This is a genomic window from Planotetraspora sp. A-T 1434, assembly GCF_025420585.1.
Lineage (GTDB): Bacteria > Actinomycetota > Actinomycetes > Streptosporangiales > Streptosporangiaceae > JAOEGB01.
Map to the genome: position 1 here is coordinate 220,624 of NZ_JAOEGB010000010.1, position 23,899 is coordinate 244,522.

The window sequence follows — 23,899 nt, forward strand, 5'->3', positions numbered from 1 at the left end:
GTATCCGTCCGCCGGGCGCACCCTCGTCATGCATGGTCACGCTGCACAAAGCGCCAGGTGGGACGGCGCGTGCGGGAACATGTGCATGATCACAACTGAGGTCGGCGCTGGTCGTGCGGCATGCCCGGGAATCTCTGCATGATCACGCCGGGAGTGGGGGGGTTAGCGGGCCAGTTCGGCGCGGAGCTCGGCGGGGGTGGTCACCGGGGCCCGGCAGGTGAAGCGGCGGCACACGTACGCCGCCGGTTCGCCGCCGACCATGCCGCGCCCCTCAAGCAGCGGGACGTCCTCCGCCCCGATCACGCCCGCCTCCGGTGTTCCGGGGCCGAGGGCGATGACCAGGCCCGGGGCGTTGGACATGAGGGCGGCGCGGTGCAGCGTCCTGGTCCGGGGGTCGTCGGCGGGGCCGATGACGGCCACCTCGGCGGGGCCCCCAAGCGCTGCTTCCGCCACCGCCAGCCCCCAGCCGGCGAACCTGGCGTACTTGCCGGCCAGCACGGACACCGCTCCGAGCGCCGCCTCGGCGGCCTCCCGGTGCCGGGCCGATCCGGTGAGCGCCGCGTAGGACAGCAGCGCGCCCGCCGCCGCGAACTGCCCCGACGGCGTGGCGTTGTCGGTCGGGTCCTGGGGCCGCTGGAACAGCCGCTCACCATCGTCGGCCGAGTCGAAGAACCCCCCGGACCCGTCCGGGAACCGGATGAGCACGGTCTCCAGGAGATCGCCGGCCAGATGGAACCACCGGGTCTCGCCGGTCACGCCATAGAGCGCGATAAAGCCCTCGGCCACGTTCGCATAGTCCTCCAGGACTCCGGGGTTGGCCCCCGCTCGCCCGTCCCGGGAGGTCCGCAGCAGCCGCGCCGGCCCCCGTCCGTCCTCACGGCGGCCGTCGTGGCCCTCCATGTGGTCGTGGCCCTCCATGTGAAGGTCGGCGAGCAGGGCGGCCGCCGTTCGGGCGGCGTCTACCAGGTCGGGCCGTTCGAACAGGGCTCCGGCCTCGGCGAGCGCCGCGATGACGAGCCCGTTCCACGCCGCGACCACCTTGTCGTCCCGCCCGGGCCGTGGCCTCTTCTCGCGGGCGGCGCGCAGTGCCGTACGGACCCGGTCGAACCGGGCCTGGTCGTCGGGGTCGGCGAGGAGTTGGAGGACGGAGGTCCCGTGCTCGAACGTGCCGGTGACCTCGAACAGCGAGGCCGCCCAGGCGCCGTCGTCGGCTCCCAGCACGTCGTGGAGCTGCTCGGGCGTCCAGACGTAGAACAGGCCCTCTCCGTGGGAGCCGTCCGGCCCCTCGCTGTCGGCGTCGAGCGCGGAGGCGAAGCCGCCCTCGGGAGTGGTCATTTCGCGGAGCAGCCAGTCGGCGGTCTCCAGGGCCACGCGCCTGGCCGGCACGGACCCGGTGGACCGCCACCAATGGGCGTAGACCCGCAGCAGCAGGGCGTTGTCGTACAGCATCTTCTCGAAATGGGGGACCACCCAGTCCGCGTCCACCGAGTAGCGGGCGAAGCCCCCGCCGAGCTGGTCGTACATGCCGCCCCTGGCCATGGCCTCCAGTGTCGCGCCGGCCATGGCGAGGGCGTCGCTCGTGCCGTGCCGGAGAAGGAACTCCAGGACCATCGACGGCGGAAACTTGGGCGCGCCGCCGAAGCCGCCGCGTTGTGGATCGAAGCTCCCCGCGAGATTCCGTACGGCCTGCTGCAGCGTCTCGGTGGTCGGCAGCGGGCCCGACGGCAGGGCGGCCCGCTCGTTGAGCGCCTGGACGACGGCCGATCCCTGGGCGACGACGGCCTCCCGATCGTTCCGCCAGGCCTCGGAGACCCCGTGGAGGAGCCGCTGGAACTGGGCGCGCGGGAAGTAGGTCCCCGTGTAGAACGGGTGGCCGCCGGGCGTGGCGAAGACCGTCATCGGCCAGCCGCCGTGCCCGGTCATCGCCTGGGTGGCGGCCATGTAGACCGCATCGACGTCGGGCCGCTCCTCCCGGTCGACCTTGACGTTGACGAACAGCTCGTTCATGAGCCGCGCGGTCGCCGTGTCCTCGAACGACTCATGCGCCATGACGTGGCACCAGTGGCAGGCGGAGTAGCCGACGCTGATCAGCAGGGGCACGTCCCGGTTGCTCGCCTCTCGCATCGCCTCCTCTCCCCATGGCCACCAATCCACCGGATTGTCAGCATGTTGGAGGAGGTAGGGAGAGGTCTCACCACCCAGCCGATTCATACGATCAGCCTCTCACACCGTCAGAAGAGGACGATGCGGGTAAGGCACGCCGTCTCGCGGGGGTCGTGCGCGGGGTTCAGCCTTCGAAGGCGGTCATCTGGACTCCGGAGACGGTGAAGTGCACCGGGCTGAAGTGCGCCGGGTCGGCATGCTCCCGCAGCGCCTCGCTCAGATATATCCGGCCTGGCCGGCCCATGTCCTGGGCCATCTTGGAGGCGATGTTGACGGGCATGCCCGCGATGTCCGTGCCGCCACCGGGCAGTCCGCTGACCAGGACGGGCCCGGCGTCGATGCCGATCCGGCAGGTGATCTGCCGCTCCTCCAGGTCCCCCCGGACCTTCCGGGCGAAGCCGACAGCGGCGGTGGGGTCGTCGAAGAGGTAGATCCCCAGGCGGCCGGAGACCTTGACCTCGGAAGCGCCGTCTTCGGGGAGATGGCGCAGGCCGGTGTCCTTCATGAGCGCCGAGAGCGCCAGCTCGTTCAGCAGGGAGGCCTCGTGGTCTCGGGCCGGGCGGGCAGCGTGGGCCGGGTGGGCCCGGTGGGCAGGCTGGGCAGCGTGGGCCGGGTGGGCATGGTGCTCGACGAGGACGACCGTGCTGTCCCGCAGATGCCTGTCCGCGAGCCGGCGGCCGAAGGCGGCAGCGTCGTCCAGACGTTCCGCGTAGGCGACGAGGCCGGTGTAGAAGACCTCGGAGTAGGGGATCGGGTAGTGCCCGCCGACCGGCTGCACGTCGTTGAGGCGGGGGCCGTCGAGCACGCGGTACATCGCGCCGATCGCCGGATGCTCGCCGTCCTTGCGGGTGAGGGTGAAGGTGTGGCCGTCCGGCAGTTGGTCAACGACCGTCTGGCTGACGAGGATCTCTCCCGCTTCGGTGTCGTTCTCCGTGATCTCCTCGATCGCGTTGGCCTCGCCGCCGTAGAGGCCGCCCGCCAGGCGGTAGAACTCGCCGAAGTGCGCCCCGAGGCCGATCTGGACCCGGCAGCGGCGCGCGATCTCGTCCTGCACGGTGAGCAGGCTGGAGAGCAGCACATCGGCGCCGGTCGAAGGGGGATAGAGCATCTGCGTGTTGTCGGCGGCCCAGATGCCCACGCCCTCGCCTCCGATGGCGGTGCCATGGCCGTACACGATCTGCTTGGGCCGGTCGATCAGGGCGAGGATCTCCATCAGGCCCTTCTGGCGGGTCAGCCTCGTCAGGCCGGCGGAGTCGGAGACGACGGTGTAGCCCAGGACCTTGTGCTCCTTCAGCAGGCGCAGCGCGGCGTCGGAGCTCTGTTCACTCTCGATCCAGAGCTCGACGAGCTTGATCGGCAGTCCGCCGGTGATGTCCCGCGCGAGGTCGAACAACGCGGGGGAGTAATGCGCCTTCGCGAGTCTCTCGGCCATGGCCAGACAATAAACTAACTGTGGGTAATCCTTAAAGTGCTGACAGTAGTAATCGCTGTCGCGGCACGCCGTACGGCCTGGGCGAGGGCGTGAGAGATCCGTCCGGCGAGGCGGCGATGAACCGCCGGGGGTGGCCGGGGATGTGTTCCGGCGTCGTGCGGCGTAGGCTCACGGGGCGTGAGCTTGGATCTGGACTTCGCGGTCAACCATTCGGGTCGGCCGGCGACGGCGCTGACGCGGCGTGACGTGGCACGCGCACTGCTCGCCGTACCGTCGGGGCAGGCCCTGGTCTCCCTTCCCGACCTGCGCAGGGAGCTGCTGGCCGCCGGCAACCCGCTGTCCGTCACGTTCTGGGAATCGGCCAAGAGCATCCTCGCCCGGATCGAGTCCGGGGTCGCCACGGTGGGCGACGTGCAGCGCTGGCTGGAGTCCAGCGGGACCGAGCCGATCCTGCTCACCCGCAGCTACTTCGTGTGGCCCGACGAGAGCGAGCGCGGCCCGGTGGCGACCGAGATGTACGAGCGCATGGTCGAGTTCCTGGAGCAGCGGGTCGCCGCCGGCGAGATCGACGCGGACGCGCTGGCCGCCGGAGACACCGACGCCCGCCACGCGTACGAGGAGCTCCAGGAGCGCTGGCTCAGCACGCCGCTGCCCGACGGCCGGGTGCCGAGCGTCGTGGTGAGCGACGAACAGGATCAGGAGCTGTTCGCGGCCTGGGACGAGGAGGAGGCGTTCGCGCTCAGCGAGCTCCGCCGGGTGCTCGAGGGGCTGCCCGAGCCTCCCTTCCCCGCCGCCGACCTGCGGTCGGCCGCCGGGCGGCTCCGCGTCACGCTCACCCAGACCGGCTATCCGGGCAACGTGCTGCGCGCCTGCGCGGGCCTGGACGACGGGATCCTCCCCGAGCGGGACGAGGATCTCTGGCTCGCCGTGGCCGCCGGGATTTCGGCCCCGATCTCCGACCTTCCGGATGAGGAGGACGCCGCCCGCTTCTTCGACATGGAGGGCGAGCTGAGCCACGAGGACTCGATACTGGCTTCGCTGTGCGCCATCCACCACGCCGACTGGCTGGCGGCCGTGACCGCGCTCGCCCGCTACGGGCCGGGGGTGCTCGCGTCCCCCGAGCGGATAGCCCGGTTCATCGCCGACTCCGAGGACATCGACGTGGAGCCGGACGAGCCGGAGGACCTGGAGGCCACCGAGATGCTGTTCACGGCGGTCACGCCGCTGTGGGCGCACCTCGGCATTGTGGACAAGGCGGAGGTTCTCACCCCGCTGGGCTGGTGGGGCCTGCCGAAGGCGCTGGAACGCGCCTGGTCGGTGGACTGAGGCCGGGGAGTCCGGCCTTACGGCTCGTCGGTGGAGGAGGACACGAACTCGCGGTAGTTCTCGTCCACGAGGTCGCGGTACTCCGGGTGGCGCTGGATGTACCCGGCGACGAACGAGCACAGCGGCGCGACCTCCAGGGCCGCGGCCCGCGACCCGTCCAGGGCCGTGGAGACGAGCCTGCCGCCCAGGCCCTGGCCCTCGAACTCGTCGCGGATCTCGGTATGCGTAAAGGTGATCTTTCCGGGCCGCAGGCGGTACTGCGCGAAGCCGGCGATCCGGCCGTCGACCAGGATCTCGTAGCGTGCTGCCCCGGGGTTGTCGACGACCTCGATCACTCACCGGCTCCGTTCTGACGGTCCTCGGGCTTGTCGTCCCGCGGTTGGATCTTGGCGAACTGCCTGTTCATCGATTTGATGAGGAAGAACAGCGCGAGACCGATCGCGGCGACGACAAGGAATGCGAGGATCCCGGGACCGACGTTGGAGTAGTCGGGAGTGGCGTTCACACCTCAAGCTTACGAGCAGGCGGGGGAGACCCCCGCGTGGATCCCCGCGAACAGGTCGTCCTCGGGAAGGGTCGTGTCCACCAGAGACCGCGCCAGGTGGTAGTCCTCGGTGGGCCAGACCTCCTGCTGGATCTCGCGCGGGCAGACGAACCAGAACCCGTCCGGGTCGACCTGGGTGGCGTGCGCCAGCAGGGCGAGGTCACGGGTCTCGAAGTAGTCGGCGCACGGCACCCGGGTGGTGATGTCCCACTTCTGCGGGCGGTCCTCCCACCGGGCGATCCAGTCGCCGTACGGCGAGCCCATCCCGCGCTCGGTCATGGCGTCGTGCAGCGCCTCGAAACGCTCGCGGGTGAAGCCCATGTGGAAGTAAAGCTTCAGCGGCTGCCACGGCTCCCCGGTGCCCGGGTAACGGTCGGGGTCCCCCGCCGCCTCGAAGGCCTCCACCGACACCCGGTTCGTCATGATGTGGTCGGGGTGCGGGTAGCCGCCGTTGTCGTCATAAGTCAAGATCACATGGGGGCGGAACTCGCGGACGGCGGCCACAAGTGGCGCGGACGCCACCTCGATCGGCTGCAGGCCGAAGCAACCCTCGGGGAGAGGCTCGTTCTCGTCCTCCGGCAGCCCGGAGTCCACGAAGCCGAGGAACTGCTGCTTCACGCCGAGGATGTCCCGCGCCTTCTCCATCTCCTGGCGGCGCACCTCGGCGATGTTGTCCAGGATGTCCGGTCGATCCATCTTCGGGTTGAGGATCGAGCCACGTTCACCGCCCGTGCACGTCACGACGAGGACCTCGGCGCCCTCGGCGACGTAGCGGGCCATCGTGGCGGCACCCTTGCTCGACTCGTCGTCGGGGTGCGCGTGAACGGCCATCAGCCTCAGCGGTGCACTCACGGCTCTCCTCATGGTGTTCTGTAGCTCCCCAGAGAGGTTAGCTTCTAATTGGCCGTGTGCTTCGGATTCGTCGCGTGCCGCGACCCCGCCATGGCCCTCTATGAACAATTGTCTCGGACAACGCCGAGAGAGCGCAGGGAGATTCCGTCATGCCCAGCGACGAGGCCAACGGCACAGCCGGCGGCCCGGGGGCTCGCCCGATCCTCGGGACGCCGGACGACTTCGAGGAGCGTCCGGCCGGTCCCGGGCGATTCCTGGCATACCTCATCATCGGCGCGATCGTCGCCATCATGGCTGGTGGCTGGGGATACGTCATGGTGGCCGCGCGCGGCAACCCCGAGGTGCGGGCCGAAGTCATCGCGTTCGACGCGAGCGCTCCCACCTCCGCCCAGATAACCTTCTCCGTGCACAAGCCCGCCGATCGCGAGGCGACGTGCCGGTTGCGGGCGGTCGACACCCAGCACATCGAGGTGGGCAGCCGTGAGATCGACGTTCCCCGGGGGAAGTCCGACCTGGCGTTCACCGAGCGCCTGAAGACCAGTGCCCAGGCCACAGCAGTGCACGTCCAGTACTGCAATCTCGTATAGTGGAATCTTTGGGGAAGCGTTCGAAGGCGTTAACTTGTCAGCCTTTCGAGTCACTTACAGGAACAAGGAGAACCCGTGGCCGTCTCCCAGAACGAAAACGTCACCTGGCTGACGCAAGAGGCGTATGACCGCCTCAAGGAGGAGTACGAGTACCTTTCGGGCCCGGGTCGCACGGACATCGCCAAGAAGATCGAAGCCGCCCGGGAAGAGGGTGACCTCAAGGAGAACGGCGGCTACCACGCCGCCAAGGACGAGCAGGGCAAGATGGAGGCCCGCATCTTCCACCTCCGCCAGATCCTCGACAGCGCCAAGGTGGGCGAGGCCCCGCGCGCCGAAGGCGTCGTCGGCCCCGGCATGACCGTGACGGTCCGTTTCGGCGGCGACGAGGAGGAGGTCACCTTCCTGCTGGCCTCCCGCGAGGAGAGCGGCGCCCCCATCGACGTGTACTCGCCGAAGTCCCCCCTCGGTGCCGCGATCAACGGCAAGAAGATCGGCGAGAAGGCGACCTACACGCTGCCGAACGGCCGGCAGAACACCGTCGAGATCCTCGAGGCCGTGCCGTACATCGGCAACTAGTCCAAGGCCAGGTAATCAGGGACACCAGGTGCCGGGGGTCCCGCCGCTGATTGCGGGATTCCCGGCCGTACGGCAGGCTCGTTCATGGAACGGACCATTGCCGTGGAAGGGGTGAGAACGTGCTCGACCATCGAGCGCGCGTTTTCACCCGTGTCCGGAAGAGCCTCGGCCGAGTGCTGTCGGAGGCCCGCCAGGACCTCGCCTACCGGCCCAGGATGTCCGGGCGCGCCCCCTGGCCGAGTCCCTGGCAAGACCCGTTGCGGGACCGGGCGCGCCGATCCCGGAACTTACGCCGCGACGTGCCGCTCATCGCCGTGCTGCTGGTCTCGGTCCTCGCCGCCGACCTGGTGATCCTCGAAGAGCTCGGCGGGCCGGAGTCGCAGGCGGTGGCCGTACGGTATCCGCAACGACCGGCGCGTCAGCACGGTGACTACGTCGCCGCGGTGGACGAGCGTAAGCCGGGGCCGGCGGAGGCCGCCACGGCGGCGGTCGCCCCGCTGAAGAGGCTGGTCCAGCCCCATCTCTTCGTGGTCGCGAACCGGGCCCTCGCACCCAAGGTGGTGGACAGGGTGCGCCACCAGAAGGGCGTGGTGGCGGCCGAGGTCACCGACGCCGCCGAGGTGACGGTGGACGGCAAGCGGGTGCCGACGATGGGCGTCGACCCATCGACGTTCCGGGCCTACACACCGTCGTCCACGGCGGGGTCGGACGCGCTCTGGACCAACATCGCCGCCGGGGACATGGCCGTTTCGTTCGAGCTCGGCCACGACGGGGGCCTGGAACTGGGGTCCGTCGTGGACGGGGGAGGCCGGCGGCTGCGGGTCGGGGCGTACGCCACGGTCGGCATGGGCTCCATCGCGGCGATCGTGTCCCGGCAGACCGCCAGCTCATTGGGCATTCCCGAGGGCAACGCCCTGGTCGTGAGCGCGCCCAAGGCCGACTCGCGGAAGCTGCGCGCGAGGCTGCTGAAGATCCTGCCCAAGGGCAGCCAGGTCGCCACGATCAACCCCGTCACGGTCGCGCCAAGGACGAGCCCGGGTGGGGCCGGGACGGTGTGGCCCTCCACCGCGTTCATGTCCGCCCAGCAGCTCCAGGTCGCGTTGCAGGCCGCGATCGGCAAGCTCGGCCGGCCGTACGTCTGGGGGGCGGAGGGGCCGGACAGCTTCGACTGCTCGGGGCTGGTGCAGTGGGCCTACGGGCAGGCGGGAGTGCGGATGCCGCGCGTGGCGGCGCAGCAGTGGGCGAGCGGGCCGCAGATCCCCCTCTCCCAGGCGCAGCCCGGCGACCTGCTCTTCTGGCGTAACGACCCGACCAACCCCGGCTACATCTCGCATGTGGCGATCTACTGGGGCGGGGACAAGATGCTCCACGCCCCGCACACGGGCGACGTCGTGCGGATCGCCAAGATCTACACGCGCAACCTGGCCGGTGTAGTGCGGATCAGTCCCCTGGTGTCCGCCCGCGTCCGCTGAGCTACGAGACCGTCACCGAGTTGGGGTCCAGCCAGCCGAACGGCGTGAGCTTCGCCGTCGTTATCTTGGCGGAGTAGCCCGACAGGTCGCGGTAGAACCAGAGCGGGATGGCCGGCATGTCCTTGACCAGCAGCGACTCGGCCCGCTGGTAGAGCTTGATCGCCTTGGCCGGGGAGATCTGCCGGTCGGCCGCGTTCAGGAGGCCGTCGAACTTCTTGTTCTGGTAGACCGAGTAGTTGGCGTACCCGTCCGAGGCGTAGAGCGGGCCGAGGGCGTTCTGGATGTGCGGGAAGTCCAGCACCCAGCCCGCGCGGAACATCCCGTGGAGGGTCCCGGCCGACTGGGCCTTCATGAACTCGTCGTAGGTCTTGATCCCCGTCGGAACGATCTTCACCTTGCCGTTGAAGGTCTTGTTCACGCTCGCCGCGAGCGCGTCGACCCACTCTCCGTGGGCGCTGTCGGCGTTGTAGTAGAGCGGCAGGGCCGCCGGGGGCCGGAAGCCCTTCGACATGGCCTTGGCCAGGTACCTCCGCGCCAGGGAGGGGTTGTAGGCGCACACCTGGCCGCAGGCGTTCCGCCGGGCCCCTTCCGCGACGGGTGAGACGAACGAGTGGGCGGGAACCCGCAGCCCCGCGAAGACCCGCTTGGTGATCGTCTCCCGGTCGATCGCCATGGAGATCGCCTTGCGGAAGTCGGCGTCGGTCGCGAGCGAGATCGGGAAGTCGACGGTCTGCAGCGTGTTCCCCGCCCGGTCGATGACCCGGCCGTGCAGGTCCTTCTTGTAGCGGGTCAGTTTCGAGTACGGGATCAGGCCGACGAAGTCGACATCGCCGGAGATGAGGGCCCGATAGCTCGCGTCCCAGTCCGAGAACACCTGGTAGGTGATCTTCGAGACGTTGGTCCGCACAGTCCCCGCGTAGCCGTCGTAACGTTCGACGACGGCATCGGAGCCCGGCTTCCCTGAGGTGAGCTGGAACGGGCCGTCGCCGACCGGGATCGCCGCGAACGACGACGGCTTGGCGAGGATCGAGTCGGGCAGCGGCGAGAACGCCACCTGACCGAGCTTCTTCACGAAAGGCCCGAAGGGCCTGTTCAGCTCGATCGTGAAGGTGTGGTCGTCGATCACCTTGAGGCCGGACATCCTCCGCGTGCCGTACCCCTTGATGTCCTCGAACAGGAACGACGACGTCCCCTTCGAGAAGGCGGTCTGGTTCCACGCCTCGACGAAGTTACGGGCCTTGACCGGGGTGCCGTCGTGGAAGGTCCAGCCCTTCCGCAACGTGACCGTGAACCGCCGGTTGTCCCTCGTGGTGATCGACTTGGCGACCGCGTAAGACGAGCGGCCCGTTACGGGGTCGTACTCGGTGAGCCCGGTGAACAGCGCGTCGAGCACGTCAGCTCCGCAGACGCCCGCGTTCCCCAGCGTCACCGTCTCGTACGGCGCGCAGGTCACGACCGTGATCTCGGTGTCCCCGGCCGCTGCCGAGGCGGACGTCGGCATGGCGACCAGCGTGGACGAGAGTAGGGCGAGGGCGAGGCCCAGCCTGCGGTGAGGCACGAGATTCCTCCGGGATGAACGCCCCGTTCACGGACAGAGCGATCATCCTAGCGGCGAAGATCAGATTGGCAGGCCGGATTCCAGGTAGCCGAGGGCCTCGTCCAGGATGACGGGCAGGGGAGTGGCGCCGTCCTGCTCGACCCAGGCGAAGATGGCGGAGAACGTCACCCCCATCACCGCGCCGACGAGCGCCCGTACGGCTGGGCTGCCGGGATCACGGCCGGACCGCTCGGCGACGGACCCGGTGAGCATGTCGATCGTGGCGAACAGGCCGTCCGCGGTCCGCGCGCGCAGGGCCGGGACGCTCGTGGACAGCTTGGCCCGGAACAGGACCTGCGCCTGTTCCTCGGCCGAGAGTTGGGCGAGGGCCTCCTGGAAGGCCAGGCGAATCGCCCGGATGGGCGGCAGATTCGGCGGCTGGTGCTTGAGCGTCTCCATCAGCAGGGGGTCGTAGTCGTCCTGGATGACCACGTCTTCCTTGGTGGGGAAGTAGCGGAAGAACGTGCTGGGCGAGACCTCGGACGCCTCGGCGATCTGCTCCACGGTGGTGGCCTCGTAACCCTGCTCGGCGAACAACCGCAGGGCCTGCTCCTGGATCGTCCGCCGAGTCTTGGCCTTCTTGCGCTCCCGGAGGCTCGTTACCGCACATTCGGGGGAGCGGGACGCCCGGTCAGCGCGCCGTGGTGAGCTCATGCTCCGATTCTGCCGCTCCGCCGGGCCTCGCCGTACGGCCGGGAAGAAAGACCGCCATGAGGAGGGCCGCCAGGAGCGAGGTCGCGCCGCACACGAGGAGGACCTGGTCCATCGCCGAGACGAACGAGACCTGGGCGGCCTGCAGGAGAGACGCGTCGGCCGCTCTCGCGGCGAGCGCCACGGCGCCGGTGATCGAGTCCTGCGCCGCCTTGGGCGCGCCCGAGGGGAGCCCGCCGATGTAGGCGGCGGACAGCAGGCTGCCCAGTGCCGCGACGCCCAGCGTGCCGCCGACCTGCCGCATCGTCTGCAGGGTCGCCGACCCCGAGCCGGAGCGGTCCTCCGGAAGCGTGGCGAGCACGCCGTCCATGGCCGGGACCATCGCCAGGCCCACGCCCGCGCCGACGACCGAGAGCCAGGTGGCGATGTAGCCGTAGCCGCTGGTCACCTGGGTCATCGCGCCGAGGCCGAAGCCCGCGGCGAGGACTGCCAGGCCCCCGGTCATCACCTGCCGGAGGCCAAAGCGCTTCAGCAGTCGCTCGCCGGTCAGGCCGCCCACCATGAGTCCCGCGACCATCGGGGTGATCCTGATGCCGGTGCCGAAGGCGTCGTGGCCCAGCACGGCCTGCAGATCCTGGGGGACGACGAACAGCACGCCGGACATCCCCAGGCTGACGAAGGTCGCGCCGATCGCGCCCCACACGAAGACGCGGTCGCGGAACAGCTTGAGATCCATCATGGGCTGCCTGGTCCTGGCCTCCACCCGGACGAACGCCACGAGGAGTACGGCTCCCGCCGCGAGCGCCGCCAGGACCTTGGCGTCCCCCCAGCCGTCGGCCGGGGCCTGGATCAGCCCGTACACCAGCGCCGCGAGGCCGGTCACCGAAAGGAGGGCGCCCGGAAGGTCCAGCCGCGGAGCGGAGGGGTCACGCGACTCGGGGATGAGCACGGCCCCCGCCACCAGCGCGATCACCACGACCGGGATGTTGATCAGGAAGATCGAGCCCCACCAGAAGTGGTCGAGCAGGTAGCCGCCCACGATGGGCCCGAGCGGCAGGCCGAGGGCCATGGCCGCCGTCCAGGCCGCGATCGCCCGGCCGCGCTCGGCCGGAGGGAAGATCACCGGCAGGATCGACGTGGACAGCGGCATGATCACCGCGGCGCCCGCGCCCATGAGCGCGCGGGCGGCGATCAGGGAGCCGGTGCCGCCTGCCATGGTCGCGATCAACGACGCCACCCCGAAGGCGGCCAGGGCTCCCAGGAGCAGGCGCTTTCGCCCGAACCGGTCGCCGAACGCGCCGGCCGGGAGCATCAGGGCGGCGAACGGCACCATGTACGCGTCGACGATCCATTGCAGATCGCCGGTGCCTGCGCCGAGGTCGGTGGCGAGCGTGGGGAGCGCCACGTTGAGGACGGTCGCGTCGAGGCCGATCACCAGGACGCTGAGCACGAGGGCGCCGAGCGCCCACCACCGGGAAGTGGAAGTAACCATATTTTGATAGTAGCTATCAAATAGATGTCACTGTCAACATATTGGCTTGCGGCGATGGTCGCTGTAATCTTGATTACATGAATGCAGAGGAACAGCTGAGGGCCTGGTTCGCCGGCCGTCTTCCGGAGGGCTGGTTCGCCGACCGGCCCCAGATCGTGCTCGACCGCGAGGAGATCACGATCATCGGCACGCTTCCGCCGCTCGCGGTCGCCCAGGGGCTTCCCGACCTGGAGCGCGCCGCCGCCGCGGAGGGGTATGTCGAGCGCTTCCGCGAGGAGACCCGCGAGCGTCGCGTCGAGATCGCCCGAGAGGCCGAGCACCGCTTCCGCCGGAAGGTCTCCTGGGGCGTCGTGGTCGACGGCGAGACAGTGATGTTCACCACTCTGTCCGTGCCGGTCATGACCCGCCTCCGCCAGTCCGAGCGGCAGGTCCTGGACACACTGGTCGCCGCGGGAGTGGCGCGCAGTCGCAGCGACGCGCTTGCCTGGTGCGTCAGGCTCGTCGGAAAGCACACCGACACATGGCTCGCTGACCTGCGGGATGCCCTCCAGCACGTCGACCGGGTCCGCGCGGAAGGCCCCGGACTGGTGGACTAAACCAATTCACGCAAAGGTCTGGACCATTCACATTGGCCTATACCAATGTGTAACTCGCGGGAGGTGGGTAAGGGAAACGGGATGTTTCTTCGGAAGTGGCCAAAGTGGGTAAGCTCCCACGCACCATCACGGCCCCAGCCTGGCCTGACGCCCATTCGGGGCTTCGTGACGGTGAATATCGCCGAATTAACGGCGTGGAAACTTTGTGGTCTACGCCAATTGGATTCGGCGGCTATTCATCGTTGATGATGACTTGGCCCTGAGAGGATAAGGAGCCGCCCCGTGTCCGTTTCAGTAGAGGTATCCCTTCCGACCACTCACGCCGAGCTGGCCGACTGGGTCAGAGAGATCGCCGAGCTGACCCAGCCCGACCGGATCGAATGGTGCGACGGTTCCGAGGCCGAATGGACCCGCCTGACCAACCTGCTCGTACGGCAGGGCACGCTCACGCGCCTGGTGAAACGGCCCAACAGCTTCTACGCCGCCTCGGACCCCAGCGACGTCGCCCGCGTGGAGGACCGCACGTTCATCTGCTCGGAGCGGCCCGAGGACGCGGGGCCGACCAACAACTGGATCGCGCCCGCCGAGATGCGCCGGACCTTCTCCACCCTCTTCAAGGGCTGCATGCGGGGCCGGACGATGTACGTCGTGCCGTTCTGCATGGGTCCGCTGGGCGGGAACATCTCCCAGCTCGGCGTGGAGATCACCGACTCGCCCTATGTCGTGGTGTCGATGCGGATCATGACCCGGATGGGTGAGGACGCGCTGCGCCTGATCGAGGAGCGCGGTGACTTCGTCAAGGCGGTCCACTCCGTCGGCGCGCCGCTGGAGGCGGGCCAGGCCGACGTGCCGTGGCCGTGCAGCCAGACCAAGTACATCAGTCACTTCCCGGAGACCCGCGAGATCTGGTCCTACGGCTCCGGCTACGGCGGCAACGCGCTGCTCGGCAAGAAGTGCTACGCGCTGCGCATCGCCAGCGTGATGGCCCGCGACGAGGGCTGGCTCGCCGAGCACATGCTGATCCTCAAACTCACCCCGCCCAAGGGGGAGGCCCGCTACGTCGCGGCCGCCTTCCCGTCGGCGTGCGGGAAGACCAACCTCGCCATGCTCCAGCCGACCATCCCGGGCTGGAAGGTCGAGACGATCGGCGACGACATCGCCTGGATGCGCTTCGGGCAGGACGGCCGCCTCTACGCCATCAACCCCGAGGCCGGTTTCTTCGGCGTCGCGCCCGGCACGGGCCAGTCCACTAACGCCAACGCGGTCAGGACGCTCTGGGGCAACAGCATCTTCACCAACGTCGCGCTGACCGACGACGGCGACGTGTGGTGGGAGGGCCTCACCGACGAGCCGCCCGCGCACCTGACCGACTGGCGGGGCCGCTCCTGGACGCCGGACTCCGCCGAGCCCGCCGCCCACCCGAACGCCCGGTTCACGACGCCGGCCGAGCAGTGCCCGACCATCGCCCGCGAATGGCAGGATCCGGAGGGCGTGCCGATCTCGGCGATCCTGTTCGGCGGCCGGCGGGCCACCGCCGTGCCGCTCGTCACCGAGTCGCTGAGCTGGCAGCACGGGGTGTTCCTCGGCGCCAACGTGGCCTCGGAGAAGACGGCCGCCGCCGAGGGCAAGGTCGGCGAGCTGCGCCGCGACCCGTTCGCGATGCTCCCGTTCTGCGGCTACAACATGGGCGACTACTTCGCCCACTGGGTCAAGATCGGCAAGACGGCCGACCCGGCGAAGCTGCCGCGGATCTACTACGTGAACTGGTTCCGCAAGGACGCGGGCGGCCGGTTCGTGTGGCCGGGCTTTGGCGAGAACATGCGGGTTCTCAAATGGATCGTCGAGCGGCTGAACGGCGAGGCGGAAGCCGTACCGACCGCGATCGGCAACCTGCCGGCCACGCTCGACACCGAGGGTCTGGACATCTCGCGGGACGATCTGGATCTCCTGCTGAGCGTCGACGCCGACGTCTGGCGCGAGGAGGCCGCGCTCGTCCCCGGGTTCTTCGAGACCTTCGGCGACCACCTCCCCGTGGAGCTCTGGGACGAGTACCGCGCCCTGGTGAAACGCCTCGGCTGATCCCGCCCGTACGGCGTGCGCGCCTGCCGGTCTCGCCAGGGATGCGAAACTTCCGGGTCGATGAGAACGTCTACCAAGTAGACGGGGCACACGCCGTACCGGACACAGGAGCCGTGCCGCGGCGCCCCCCTCCTCCCCCAGGAGGGCGGACATGGAGTTAGTGCTTTTCCTCGCCGCGACGGTGGTCGCGGTGCTCCTCGGCTCGGCCGTGTCCACGCTCAACCGCGTGCACGGCCGGATCCGCTCGGTGACGGCCCTCGGCCGGCCCGACATCGACCACTACGAGCTGGCCTACCTCGCCGGAGGGCCGCGCCGGGTGATCAACACGGCCATCGCGCTGCTCTCCGCACAGGACCGGATCCGCGTCTCGCGCGGAGGCCGGATCACCACCGTGGCAGGAGCCCCCACCTCCTCCCGCGACGCCGTCGAGCAGGCCGTCCTCGACCAGGCGTCCTCCCCCGGAGGCCGTACGGCCGGCGAGATCCGGCACGAGGTCGCCGGGGGCGTGGCCATGACGGGGCTCAAGCACCGGCTGATCGGCCGGGGGCTGCTGCTTCCGGACGGCTCCCTGACGGAGCCGCGGCGGATCCACGCGCGCCTGCGCGGCCTGACCCTGCTGGCCTTCGGCGTCGAGGTGCTCTCGCTGGTGATGGCGGCGACGGGTCTCGTCCCCTGGAACGTCCCAACCCTGCTCGCGGTGCTCTTCGCGGGCGGCTCCGGCGTGCGGGGCCTGCTCGCGTACCGGCGGCACGCGCGCTCGCTGCGCGGACTCCTCACCAGGGGAGGTCTCGACGCACTCCAGGCCGCCCGGAAGCGGCAGCCGTATTCGGCCGGGTCGGTGTCCGGGCCCGACCTCTACGCGTTGAGCAGCGCCGGATACGAGCCCGGCATGGCCGTCCACCATCCCATCGCCGCCGAATCGGCCGCGTACGCGGCGATGGCGGGCGCGGTGGCGCTCTACGGACTCGGCCAGTTCGGCGACCAGGCCGTGGCCGCCGAGATCGGCCGGGAGGAGATCGTCCACCACGGGGCCGGTGGCGCGGGCGCGACCTGCGCGGCCGGGGCGTGCGGAGGCGGCACGCCGGACGGCGGATCGGCGTTCGGGTCGGACGGCGGAGGTAGCGGATCCGACAGTGGATCGGCCTCATGGGGCGACTCCGGCGGCTGGGGTTGCGGAGCCGGTGGCGGTGACTTCGGCGGCGGCGACTCCGGCGGCTCAAGCTGTGGCGGTTCGAGCTGCGGTTCCAGCTGCGGTTCAAGTTGCGGCGGAGGAGGCTGCGGCGGTGGCTGACCACGCCGGGCCGGCGGAGCTGGGAGTCGGGATCGGGTGGCGGCCGGAGATCGACCTCACCGTGGAGCGGCTCGGCGTCGACTTCGTCGAGGTGATCGCCGAGAACGTCAACCCGGCGCGGGTCCCCGAGTCGCTCACCGTGCTGCGGGGCCGGGGTGTGCCGGTCATCCCGCATGGCGTCGGCCTCGGCATCGGAGGCGCCGACAGACCCGACGCCTCCCGGCTCCGGCATCTGGCCGCCTGCGCCGAGGCGCTGGGCGCCCCCCTCGTGAGCGAGCACCTGGCGTTCGTCAGGGGCGGCGGCCTGGAAGCCGGGCACCTGCTGCCGGTCCCGCGCACCCGGGAGGCGCTGTCCGTGGTCGCCGGCAACGTACGGCTCGCCCAGGACGCCCTTCCGGTGCCGCTCGCCCTGGAGAACGTCGCGGCCCTGTTCGGCTGGCCGGAAGACGAGCTGACCGAGGCCGAGTTCCTCGGGGAGCTGGTCGAGCGCACCGGCGTGAAGCTGCTGATCGACGTGGCCAACCTGTACACGAACCAGGTCAACCTCGGGCTGGACGCGCGGGACGCCCTGGACGGCCTGCCCCTGGCCGAGCTCGCCTATGTGCACGTGGCCGGAGGGCACGCCCGCGACGGCGTGTGGCACGACACCCACACCGCCTCGGCGCCGGACGAGGTCCTGGACCTGCTGTCGGAGCTGTGCGCCCGCGCACGGCCTCCGGGTGTGCTGCTCGAATGGGACGACGACTACCCGAGTGACGCGACGCTGGCGGGCGAGCTGGACCGGATCCGGGCGGCGATGTCCCGTGCCTGACCGAGGGGCAGACCCCGGCGCCCGGGAGTCGCTCGCCGCCGCGCAGGCGGATTTGCTGGCGGCTCTGGTCGCGGGAGGCCCCATCCCCGAGGGCTTCGACGTGGCGCGCGTCCGCATCCAGGCGCACAGCCTGATGGCGAAGCGGAGGGGATCGGTCGCCCGCGTCCTCCCTGGCCTCGTCAGGGCGCTCGGCGGGACCTTCGCCAAGGAGTTCGCCGCCTATGCCGAGGGCCGTCCCAAACCCGCCGGCGGGTCGCGGGCCGACGCCCGGGCGTTCCTTGACTGGCTGGGCTCGGAGGGACGCCTACCGGACCGGCCCGCGCCCGTCGTGGGCGGCGCGGGCACCTCGCGGCGCCCGCGATAATTGCCTGACCGAGCTCCAGGGTCGCAAGGGAAGAGGACTTCATGGGCATGCGCGATCTCGTGTACAAGCTGTACGAGCGCAGGCTCGAACTGAAGCTCTCCTCTGACCAGATCCCCCGGCACGTGGGCGTGATCGTCGACGGCAACCGGCGCTGGGCCAGGGCCATGGGCCTGCGCGACGTCAGCCGCGGGCACCAGAAGGGCGCCGACAAGATTTCGGAACTGCTCGTGTGGTGCAGGGAGGCCGGCGTCGAGTACGTGACGCTGTGGCTGCTGTCCACCGACAACCTCACCAGGGACAAGGCCGAGCTGGAGCCGTTGCTGCAGGTCATCGAGGGTCTCGTGCAGGACCTCGTCGATCAGGGCTGGCATGTGACGCCGATGGGGTCGCTCGACCTGCTGCCCGATCACACGGCTCGTGTCCTCAAAGATGCGAAAGAGACCACATCACATCGTCCCGGCCTGATTGTGAACGTTGCGGTTGGGTATGGAGGAAGACGTGAGATCGCTGATGCGGTGCGCTCCCTCCTCCAGGAGCACGCAAGCAAGGGCGCGAGCATCGAGGAACTCGTCGAGGTCCTCGATGTCGAGCACATCGCGGAGCATCTCTACACGCGCGGCCTCCCCGACCCGGATCTTGTCATCCGGACCTCGGGAGAGCAGCGACTCTCCGGATTCCTGCTCTGGCAGAGCGCCCACTCCGAGTTCTACTTCTGCGAGGCCTACTGGCCTGACTTCCGCAGAGTCGACTTCCTGCGGGCACTCCGCTCATATGCCGCGCGTCACCGTCGGTACGGCTCCTAGAACAGTACGTGAACGGCCTTTCAGCCTATTGGGTGACGGAGGTTCATTACGTACCGTGGTAGGTAAGCGGCCATCGAGCGGATCGATGGCTCTTACCTCGGGAGAGGGCCCGTCCTTGCGTCACGACCTTGCGAGGAGGGCCGGAGTCCCGGCCCGCTTCGGCAGGTCACGGGCCCGGTCCGTTCACCACCAGTCAAGGCAGGGCGCCCGACAGCGCCCGGGGGAGAACGCGTGGCAGTGTCCTCGAGCAACCCGTCCACATCCCGCACCTACGTCCTGGACACCTCAGTCCTGCTCGCCGACCCGGCGGCGATGAGCCGCTTCGACGAGCACGAGGTCGTCCTTCCGATCGTCGTCGTCACGGAACTGGAGGCCAAGCGGCATCACCCCGAGCTGGGCTACTTCGCCCGCGAGGCGCTTCGCTTCCTCGACGACCTTCGGGTGCGGCACGGACGGCTGGATGAGCCCATGCCTGTCGGCGAGGGCACAATCCGGGTCGAGCTCAACCATAGTGATCCATCCGTCCTCCCGGCGGGATTCCGCCTCGGGGACAACGACACGCGCATCCTGACGGTCGCGCAGAACCTCGCGGCGGAGGGCCGCGACGTGGTCCTCGTGTCGAAGGACCTGCCGATGCGGGTCAAGGCCGCCTCCATCGGCCTGAGCGCGGAGGAGTACCGCGCGGGCATGGTCGTCGAGTCCGGCTGGACCGGCATGGCGGAGCTCCAGGTCACCACCGAGGACGTCGAGGCGCTCTTCGAGGCCGGCACGGCCGACCTGGAAGAGGCCCGCGACATGCCCTGCCACACAGGGCTGCGGCTGCTGTCCAGCCGTGGCTCCGCGCTCGGCCGCGTCATGCCGGACAAGTCGGTACGGCTGGTCCGGGGCGACCGTGAGGTCTTCGGCCTGCACGGCCGGTCGGCCGAGCAGCGGATCGCCCTCGACATCCTGATGGACCCCGAGGTCGGCATCGTCTCCATGGGCGGCCGCGCGGGCACCGGCAAGTCGGCCCTCGCCCTGTGCGCGGGCCTGGAGGCCGTGCTGGAGCGCCGCCAGCACCGCAAGGTCATCGTGTTCCGCCCGCTGTACGCCGTGGGCGGCCAGGAGCTCGGTTACCTGCCCGGTTCGGAGAACGAGAAGATGGGCCCGTGGGCCCAGGCCGTCTACGACACGCTGGGCGCCGTGACGACTCCCGAGGTCATCGAGGAGGTGCTCGACCGCGGGATGCTGGAGGTCCTCCCCCTGACCCACATCCGCGGCCGGTCGCTGCACGACGCCTTCGTGATCGTGGACGAAGCCCAGTCGCTGGAGCGCGGGGTGCTGCTGACCGTGCTGTCGCGGATCGGGGCCAACTCCCGGGTCGTGCTCACCCACGACATCGCCCAGCGCGACAACCTGCGGGTGGGCCGGCACGACGGCGTGGTGGCCGTGGTGGAGAAGCTCAAGGGCCACCCGCTGTTCGCGCACATCACGCTCACCAGGTCCGAGCGCTCCCCGATCGCCGCTCTGGTGACCGAGATGCTGGAGAACATCACCGTCTGACGGTCGGTCACGGGGGGAGATGGCCGTCCTTGGGGGCCAGATCCCAGTACTCCCGGCACGTGTGGATCTTCAACGGTCCCGTGTTGCCGGGAGTCGTGTGAGCGATCTCCACGGCCCAGATCTCCGAGCGGAGCCGTGCCGTACAGGTGATCTGGGCCATGGCGGTCCTGGAGACCTTCCAGCCGCTGACGAAGATCCGCATGCGCAGGCTGAGGGTGTTGTCGGGGTCGTTGCGACTGCTCGGGTCGGGCGTGTAGCGGACGAGCTGGACCTCGGCCAGCGTCAGCCCGGTGAGCGCCGTCGACAGGCCGTTCACCGGCCGGCCGCTGGCCTTGAACAGGGCGGACATCAGGTCGTTGACCTGGAGTGAGGCGGCGGCGACCGTGGTGAGCCAGAGCTTGCCGTCGCGGATCATGTAGATCCTGGCGGGCGTGGACGCCCCGCTGATGACGGGGGCGGGGCCCACGTCGATCACCTTGGTCGGCTCGATCCCGCACGCCGCCGTGATGGCGGTGAGCATGGCGGCGAGCGCGCCGGCCAGGGCCGGGCGCGAGAGTCTCCGCATGGCCCTCATCGTCCTGTCATTGTCGTGGGATCCACAGGGTGAACAGCGTGCCGGGCTCGCACCGCCGCACCGTGATGGCGCCCTGGTGCAACTCGGCGTTGGCCTTGGCGATGGCGAGCCCGAGGCCGCTGCCCACGCTCCGGGCGCGACCCGGTCCCGCCTTGAAGAACCGGTCGAAGACGTGGGGGAGCGCCTGCTCCGGGATGCCCGGCCCGTGGTCGCGGACGGTCACCTCCAGGCCGCCCCTCGCGAGCCGGACGGTCACCACCACCGGCAGGGAGCCGTGGTGCAGGGCGTTGCCGACGAGGTTGGCCACGATCACGTCGAACCGGCGGGGGTCGAGGAAGAACGCGAGACCGACGGGGACGATCAGCTTCACCTGGTCGGCCCAGCCGCGCACCTCCAGGGAGTCGGCCAGCGTGTCGCCCACGTCCACGGACTCCAATCTCAGCACCGCCGCCCCGGAGTCGAAACGGCTCACCTCGATCAGGTGCTCCACCAGCACGCGGAGTCTGTCGATCTCCCGGACGACGATCCGTACGGCCTCGCCCGCGTCTTCGGACAGCTCCTCGGCGTCCTCCGAGAGCATGTCGGTCACCGCGGTCATGGCCGTCAGCGGCGTGCGCAGCTCATGGGAGACGTCCGCGACGAAACGCCGGGACATCGACTCCAGGGTGCGCAGCTCGGAGACCGTGTCCTCCAGGGCGGCCGCCGTCTCGTTGAAGGTGGCGGTCAGCTCCGCCAGCTCGTCCTTTCCCCGGACGGGAAGCCGGATGTGCAGGTCGCCCGCTCCGAGGGCCCTGGCGGCGGCTCCGAGCCTGCGCACGGGGAGCAGCACCCGGCGAGCCGACAGCAGCGCCACGGTCAGGGCGATCGTCAGCGTGATGCCGCCCGCCTGGCCGAGGGCGTTGCGGAACCGGAACAGGACGGCCTCCTCGTCGCCCAGCGACACGAAGACGTACGCCGAGAGGCCGGTCGTCCGCAGGGTGCCGCTCTGACTGACCCGCTGGATCTGGGTGGCGACGATCAGCCAGGGCTCGTCCCTGAGGCGGACCCGCTGGTAGACCAGCCGCCTCGCGGCCTGCCAGCGGAGCTGGTCGGGGACGTCGGACATCGTGAACCGCCCGCCGGGGCTCGTCCGCCGGTGGTCGCCGTACGTCACGATCACCGTGCGGGCGGGGCCGTTGAGCGCGTCAACGAGGCCGGCGAGGTCCTCGTCGGTGACGGTGGTGTCACTCGGCCAGACCACGTCGCTGGCGCCGACCGGCAGGGTGATCTTGGAGAGCTTGTCCCGCACGTCGGCGACTGAGCCGCGTACGGCCCGCTCGATCAGCTCCTTGCGGACGAGCTGGTATCCCAGCCCGGCGACCATCGCGGAGGCCGTCACGGCGACGACGGTGAACGTGATGACCAGCCGGGCTCGGAGGCCGGTCGGCAGCCAGGTCATGGCGGGCTGAAGCGGTACCCGAAGCCGCGGACGGTGTGGATGAAGACCGGGTCGGCGGGGACCGGCTCGATCTTGGCCCGGATCCGCTGCACGCACGCGTCGACGAGCCGCGAATCCGCCACATGCGTGTGGTCCCAGACCGCGCGGAGCAGATAGCGGCGGTTGAGCACCTGGCCGGGGTGGCGGACCAGCTCCAGCAGCAGCCGCAGCTCGGTCGGGGTCAGGTGGATCTCGCGGCCCTTCAGGCTGACCTTCAGCGCGCCGCGGTCGATCACCAGGTCGCCGAAGCTCACCCGGTCGGACGACGCCGACTCCAGCCGCCGGAGGATCGCCCGGATGCGGGCGTCGAGGACGCGCGGCTCGACGGGCTTGACCACGTAGTCGTCGGCGCCGGCCTCCAGCCCCACGACGACGTCGAGGTCGTCGCCCCGGGCGGTGAGCAGGATGATCGGCAGGGAGTCGAGCTTGCGGATACGGCGGCACACCTCGACCCCGTCGATGCCGGGGAGCATCACGTCCAGGATGACGATCTCCGGCCTGCGGGCGCGGACGTGGTCGAGGGCCTCTTCCCCTGTCGCGTACGAGGTCACGGAGTGGCCCTGGCGGGTGAGCGCGAGCTCGAGCCCGGCCCGGACCGAGGGGTCGTCTTCGACCAGGAGGATGCCTGCCACGCGGTCATTATGGGTCTGACGTGGCCTGTTCCCCGCTAGGTCACAAAATCGTGACGATCGCGGCACGTGATCCTCATGAAAGAACGGCAGGCTGGAAGGGGCTCCTATGGGTTCGGCGGCCCGGCCTCCCGAGACGGCCTGTGACCAAAGTCACAATTTCCGGGAAAGCCCAAGTGGCCGCCGGGTTAGGTCAAGAGAACACCAACGGGGTTCCACGTATGGGTTGCGCAACACCCCCCAAGACAGGGCAAGCTCATAGGCCGTGAGTTCTGGTCAGCAGCTGAGGGATCACCCGCCCAAATCACGGACGCGTGCCAGGCGGACGAACGAGCGGCCGGGTTCAGGCTGGCTGACTCCCAAGCGCGTCGCCATCATGGGCGTCACGGTGGCCGTTCTGGCGGGAGGCACGGCCTACGTGGTCCACGTCGCCATCGAGAACGCGAACGCCCCCAGGAAGCCGCTGACCCTGAACGACCTCATCAATGCAGACCCCTACGCGCCCAACCCGGAGGACGACGCCCTCAAGGCGGCCGCCGTACAGGCGCTCAAGCGGGGCAGGCTGAAAGCCATCAGAGAGGGCCGTCAGAAGCTCGATCCGGTCAAGATCGTGCCGAAGGCGCCCGGTGGCGGGGGCTTCAGTCCCGCCGACTTCCCGCCAGGCTCCAGCCCCGACCCGGGCAGCAACAAGGCGCTCGGCAAGGAGATGGCCGCGGCCCGCGGCTGGGGCGACGAGTGGGGCTGCCTGGAGAAGCTGTGGGACCGCGAGAGCCACTGGAACGAGCGGGCCATGAACCGCTACAGCGGTGCGTACGGCATCCCTCAGGCCCTTCCGGGAAGCAAGATGGCCAGCGCGGGCTCAGACTGGCAGACCAACGCCGCCACGCAGATCAAGTGGGGCCTCGGGTACATCGCCGGCCGCTACAAGACGCCCTGCGGCGCGTGGGGCCACTCCCAGGCGACCGGCTGGTACTGACCCACCCCGGGGGCCCCAGACGGCGCTGCCGAAACTCTGGTCAGGTTTGGTCGACCTTTCGGCAA

General features: G+C 69.8%; 23 protein-coding genes. 12 read left to right on the top strand and 11 right to left on the bottom strand.

Features of this window, described 5'->3' with window-relative positions:
• Positions 1-162: 162 nt before the first annotated feature.
• Together N5079_RS15555 and N5079_RS15560 are read right to left on the bottom strand one after the other, a co-directional pair.
• Positions 163-2,211, bottom strand: coding sequence for a thioredoxin domain-containing protein (locus tag N5079_RS15555; protein ID WP_261584476.1), 2,049 nt, complete (start codon positions 2,209-2,211; stop codon positions 163-165).
• 76 nt (positions 2,212-2,287) lie between these two features.
• Positions 2,288-3,595, bottom strand: coding sequence for a hypothetical protein (locus tag N5079_RS15560; protein ID WP_261584477.1), 1,308 nt, complete (start codon positions 3,593-3,595; stop codon positions 2,288-2,290).
• Positions 3,596-3,772: 177 nt separating this feature from the next.
• On the opposite strand from N5079_RS15560, the gene N5079_RS15565 reads away from it, so the two are divergent.
• Entirely contained in the window at positions 3,773-4,921 is a 1,149-nt protein-coding gene (locus N5079_RS15565) for a hypothetical protein (protein ID WP_261584478.1), read from the top strand.
• Positions 4,922-4,938: 17 nt separating this feature from the next.
• On the opposite strand, the gene N5079_RS15570 is transcribed toward N5079_RS15565, so the two are convergent.
• From N5079_RS15570 to mca, 3 genes are read right to left on the bottom strand one after another with little or no spacing between them, the layout of a single operon-like run.
• Positions 4,939-5,256 (bottom strand): GNAT family N-acetyltransferase, encoded by a 318-nt coding sequence (locus N5079_RS15570; protein ID WP_261584479.1) that lies wholly within the window; start codon positions 5,254-5,256, stop codon positions 4,939-4,941.
• Positions 5,253-5,426 carry a hypothetical protein gene (locus tag N5079_RS15575; RefSeq protein ID WP_261584480.1) on the bottom strand — a complete coding sequence of 58 codons (174 nt, stop codon included), beginning with the start codon at positions 5,424-5,426 and terminating at the stop codon, positions 5,253-5,255. Before N5079_RS15575 ends, N5079_RS15570 begins: the two co-directional genes overlap by 4 nt.
• A 9-nt stretch (positions 5,427-5,435) precedes the next feature.
• Positions 5,436-6,317, bottom strand: coding sequence for a mycothiol conjugate amidase Mca (gene mca / locus N5079_RS15580; RefSeq protein WP_261584481.1), 882 nt, complete (start codon positions 6,315-6,317; stop codon positions 5,436-5,438).
• 149 nt (positions 6,318-6,466) lie between these two features.
• On the opposite strand from mca, the gene N5079_RS15585 reads away from it, so the two are divergent.
• The 3 genes from N5079_RS15585 to N5079_RS15595 all read left to right on the top strand — a co-directional run bounded on the left by N5079_RS15585 (position 6,467) and on the right by N5079_RS15595 (position 8,952).
• A complete protein-coding gene (locus tag N5079_RS15585) occupies positions 6,467-6,904 on the top strand; it encodes a DUF4307 domain-containing protein (protein ID WP_261584482.1) in 438 nt (145 codons plus the stop codon).
• A gap of 75 nt (positions 6,905-6,979) precedes the next feature.
• Complete coding sequence (gene greA / locus N5079_RS15590) at positions 6,980-7,480, top strand: transcription elongation factor GreA (protein WP_261584484.1); 501 nt, start codon at positions 6,980-6,982, stop codon at positions 7,478-7,480.
• A gap of 119 nt (positions 7,481-7,599) precedes the next feature.
• Positions 7,600-8,952 carry a C40 family peptidase gene (locus N5079_RS15595; RefSeq protein WP_261584485.1) on the top strand — a complete coding sequence of 451 codons (1,353 nt, stop codon included), beginning with the start codon at positions 7,600-7,602 and terminating at the stop codon, positions 8,950-8,952.
• Between the two features lies 1 nt (position 8,953).
• Here the strand turns inward: N5079_RS15595 and N5079_RS15600 are convergent, their stop codons facing one another.
• From N5079_RS15600 to N5079_RS15610, 3 genes are read right to left on the bottom strand one after another with little or no spacing between them, the layout of a single operon-like run.
• The gene (locus N5079_RS15600) at positions 8,954-10,510 is read right to left on the bottom strand and encodes an ABC transporter substrate-binding protein (protein WP_261584486.1); all 1,557 of its coding nucleotides are present in this window, start codon (positions 10,508-10,510) and stop codon (positions 8,954-8,956) included.
• Positions 10,511-10,570: 60 nt separating this feature from the next.
• A complete protein-coding gene (locus N5079_RS15605; protein ID WP_261584487.1) occupies positions 10,571-11,203 on the bottom strand; it encodes a TetR family transcriptional regulator in 633 nt (210 codons plus the stop codon).
• Positions 11,181-12,692, bottom strand: coding sequence for an MFS transporter (locus tag N5079_RS15610; protein WP_261584488.1), 1,512 nt, complete (start codon positions 12,690-12,692; stop codon positions 11,181-11,183). The genes N5079_RS15605 and N5079_RS15610 overlap by 23 nt, the downstream gene beginning before the upstream one ends.
• 77 nt (positions 12,693-12,769) lie before the next feature.
• On the opposite strand from N5079_RS15610, the gene N5079_RS15615 reads away from it, so the two are divergent.
• The 7 genes from N5079_RS15615 (at position 12,770) to N5079_RS15645 (ending at position 20,178) form a co-directional block, all read left to right on the top strand.
• On the top strand, positions 12,770-13,288 hold the full coding sequence (locus N5079_RS15615; protein WP_315967840.1) for a hypothetical protein: 519 nt from the start codon (positions 12,770-12,772) through the stop codon (positions 13,286-13,288).
• 282 nt (positions 13,289-13,570) lie between these two features.
• Positions 13,571-15,367: a phosphoenolpyruvate carboxykinase (GTP) gene (locus tag N5079_RS15620; protein WP_261584489.1), complete on the top strand. Its 1,797-nt coding sequence runs from the start codon at positions 13,571-13,573 to the stop codon at positions 15,365-15,367.
• Between the two features lie 151 nt (positions 15,368-15,518).
• A complete protein-coding gene (locus N5079_RS15625) occupies positions 15,519-16,658 on the top strand; it encodes a TIGR04222 domain-containing membrane protein (protein ID WP_261584490.1) in 1,140 nt (379 codons plus the stop codon).
• Positions 16,651-17,469: a DUF692 domain-containing protein gene (locus tag N5079_RS15630; RefSeq protein ID WP_261584491.1), complete on the top strand. Its 819-nt coding sequence runs from the start codon at positions 16,651-16,653 to the stop codon at positions 17,467-17,469. The genes N5079_RS15625 and N5079_RS15630 overlap by 8 nt, the downstream gene beginning before the upstream one ends.
• Positions 17,462-17,833, top strand: a complete 372-nt coding sequence (locus tag N5079_RS15635) for a hypothetical protein (RefSeq protein WP_261584492.1) — start codon at positions 17,462-17,464, stop codon at positions 17,831-17,833. The genes N5079_RS15630 and N5079_RS15635 overlap by 8 nt, the downstream gene beginning before the upstream one ends.
• Positions 17,834-17,874: 41 nt before the next feature.
• Positions 17,875-18,636 carry an isoprenyl transferase gene (locus N5079_RS15640; RefSeq protein WP_261584494.1) on the top strand — a complete coding sequence of 254 codons (762 nt, stop codon included), beginning with the start codon at positions 17,875-17,877 and terminating at the stop codon, positions 18,634-18,636.
• Between the two features lie 231 nt (positions 18,637-18,867).
• A complete protein-coding gene (locus N5079_RS15645) occupies positions 18,868-20,178 on the top strand; it encodes a PhoH family protein (protein ID WP_261584495.1) in 1,311 nt (436 codons plus the stop codon).
• A gap of 7 nt (positions 20,179-20,185) precedes the next feature.
• On the opposite strand, the gene N5079_RS15650 is transcribed toward N5079_RS15645, so the two are convergent.
• The 3 genes from N5079_RS15650 to N5079_RS15660 are packed head-to-tail and all read right to left on the bottom strand — an operon-like array spanning position 20,186 to position 22,861.
• The gene (locus tag N5079_RS15650) at positions 20,186-20,743 is read right to left on the bottom strand and encodes a hypothetical protein (protein WP_261584496.1); all 558 of its coding nucleotides are present in this window, start codon (positions 20,741-20,743) and stop codon (positions 20,186-20,188) included.
• Between the two features lie 16 nt (positions 20,744-20,759).
• The gene (locus N5079_RS15655; protein ID WP_261584497.1) at positions 20,760-22,190 is read right to left on the bottom strand and encodes a sensor histidine kinase; all 1,431 of its coding nucleotides are present in this window, start codon (positions 22,188-22,190) and stop codon (positions 20,760-20,762) included.
• Positions 22,187-22,861 carry a response regulator transcription factor gene (locus N5079_RS15660; protein WP_261584498.1) on the bottom strand — a complete coding sequence of 225 codons (675 nt, stop codon included), beginning with the start codon at positions 22,859-22,861 and terminating at the stop codon, positions 22,187-22,189. Before N5079_RS15660 ends, N5079_RS15655 begins: the two co-directional genes overlap by 4 nt.
• 373 nt (positions 22,862-23,234) lie before the next feature.
• On the opposite strand from N5079_RS15660, the gene N5079_RS15665 reads away from it, so the two are divergent.
• The gene (locus tag N5079_RS15665) at positions 23,235-23,834 is read left to right on the top strand and encodes a lytic transglycosylase domain-containing protein (protein WP_315967841.1); all 600 of its coding nucleotides are present in this window, start codon (positions 23,235-23,237) and stop codon (positions 23,832-23,834) included.
• Positions 23,835-23,899: the final 65 nt, after the last annotated feature.

What these genes read in the sequence shown, in the direction of transcription:
- N5079_RS15625 (WP_261584490.1), top strand. Translation starts at nt 15,519, where the DNA reads ATGGAGTTAGTGCTTTTCCTCGCCGCGACGGTGGTCGCGGTGCTCCTC.
- N5079_RS15605 (WP_261584487.1), bottom strand. Translation starts at nt 11,203, where the DNA reads ATGAGCTCACCACGGCGCGCTGACCGGGCGTCCCGCTCCCCCGAATGT.
- N5079_RS15610 (WP_261584488.1), bottom strand. Translation starts at nt 12,692, where the DNA reads ATGGTTACTTCCACTTCCCGGTGGTGGGCGCTCGGCGCCCTCGTGCTC.
- N5079_RS15615 (WP_315967840.1), top strand. Translation starts at nt 12,770, where the DNA reads ATGAATGCAGAGGAACAGCTGAGGGCCTGGTTCGCCGGCCGTCTTCCG.
- N5079_RS15655 (WP_261584497.1), bottom strand. Translation starts at nt 22,190, where the DNA reads ATGACCTGGCTGCCGACCGGCCTCCGAGCCCGGCTGGTCATCACGTTC.
- N5079_RS15640 (WP_261584494.1), top strand. Translation starts at nt 17,875, where the DNA reads ATGGGCATGCGCGATCTCGTGTACAAGCTGTACGAGCGCAGGCTCGAA.
- N5079_RS15555 (WP_261584476.1), bottom strand. Translation starts at nt 2,211, where the DNA reads ATGAATCGGCTGGGTGGTGAGACCTCTCCCTACCTCCTCCAACATGCT.
- N5079_RS15560 (WP_261584477.1), bottom strand. Translation starts at nt 3,595, where the DNA reads ATGGCCGAGAGACTCGCGAAGGCGCATTACTCCCCCGCGTTGTTCGAC.
- N5079_RS15585 (WP_261584482.1), top strand. Translation starts at nt 6,467, where the DNA reads ATGCCCAGCGACGAGGCCAACGGCACAGCCGGCGGCCCGGGGGCTCGC.
- N5079_RS15650 (WP_261584496.1), bottom strand. Translation starts at nt 20,743, where the DNA reads ATGCGGAGACTCTCGCGCCCGGCCCTGGCCGGCGCGCTCGCCGCCATG.
- N5079_RS15665 (WP_315967841.1), top strand. Translation starts at nt 23,235, where the DNA reads ATGGGCGTCACGGTGGCCGTTCTGGCGGGAGGCACGGCCTACGTGGTC.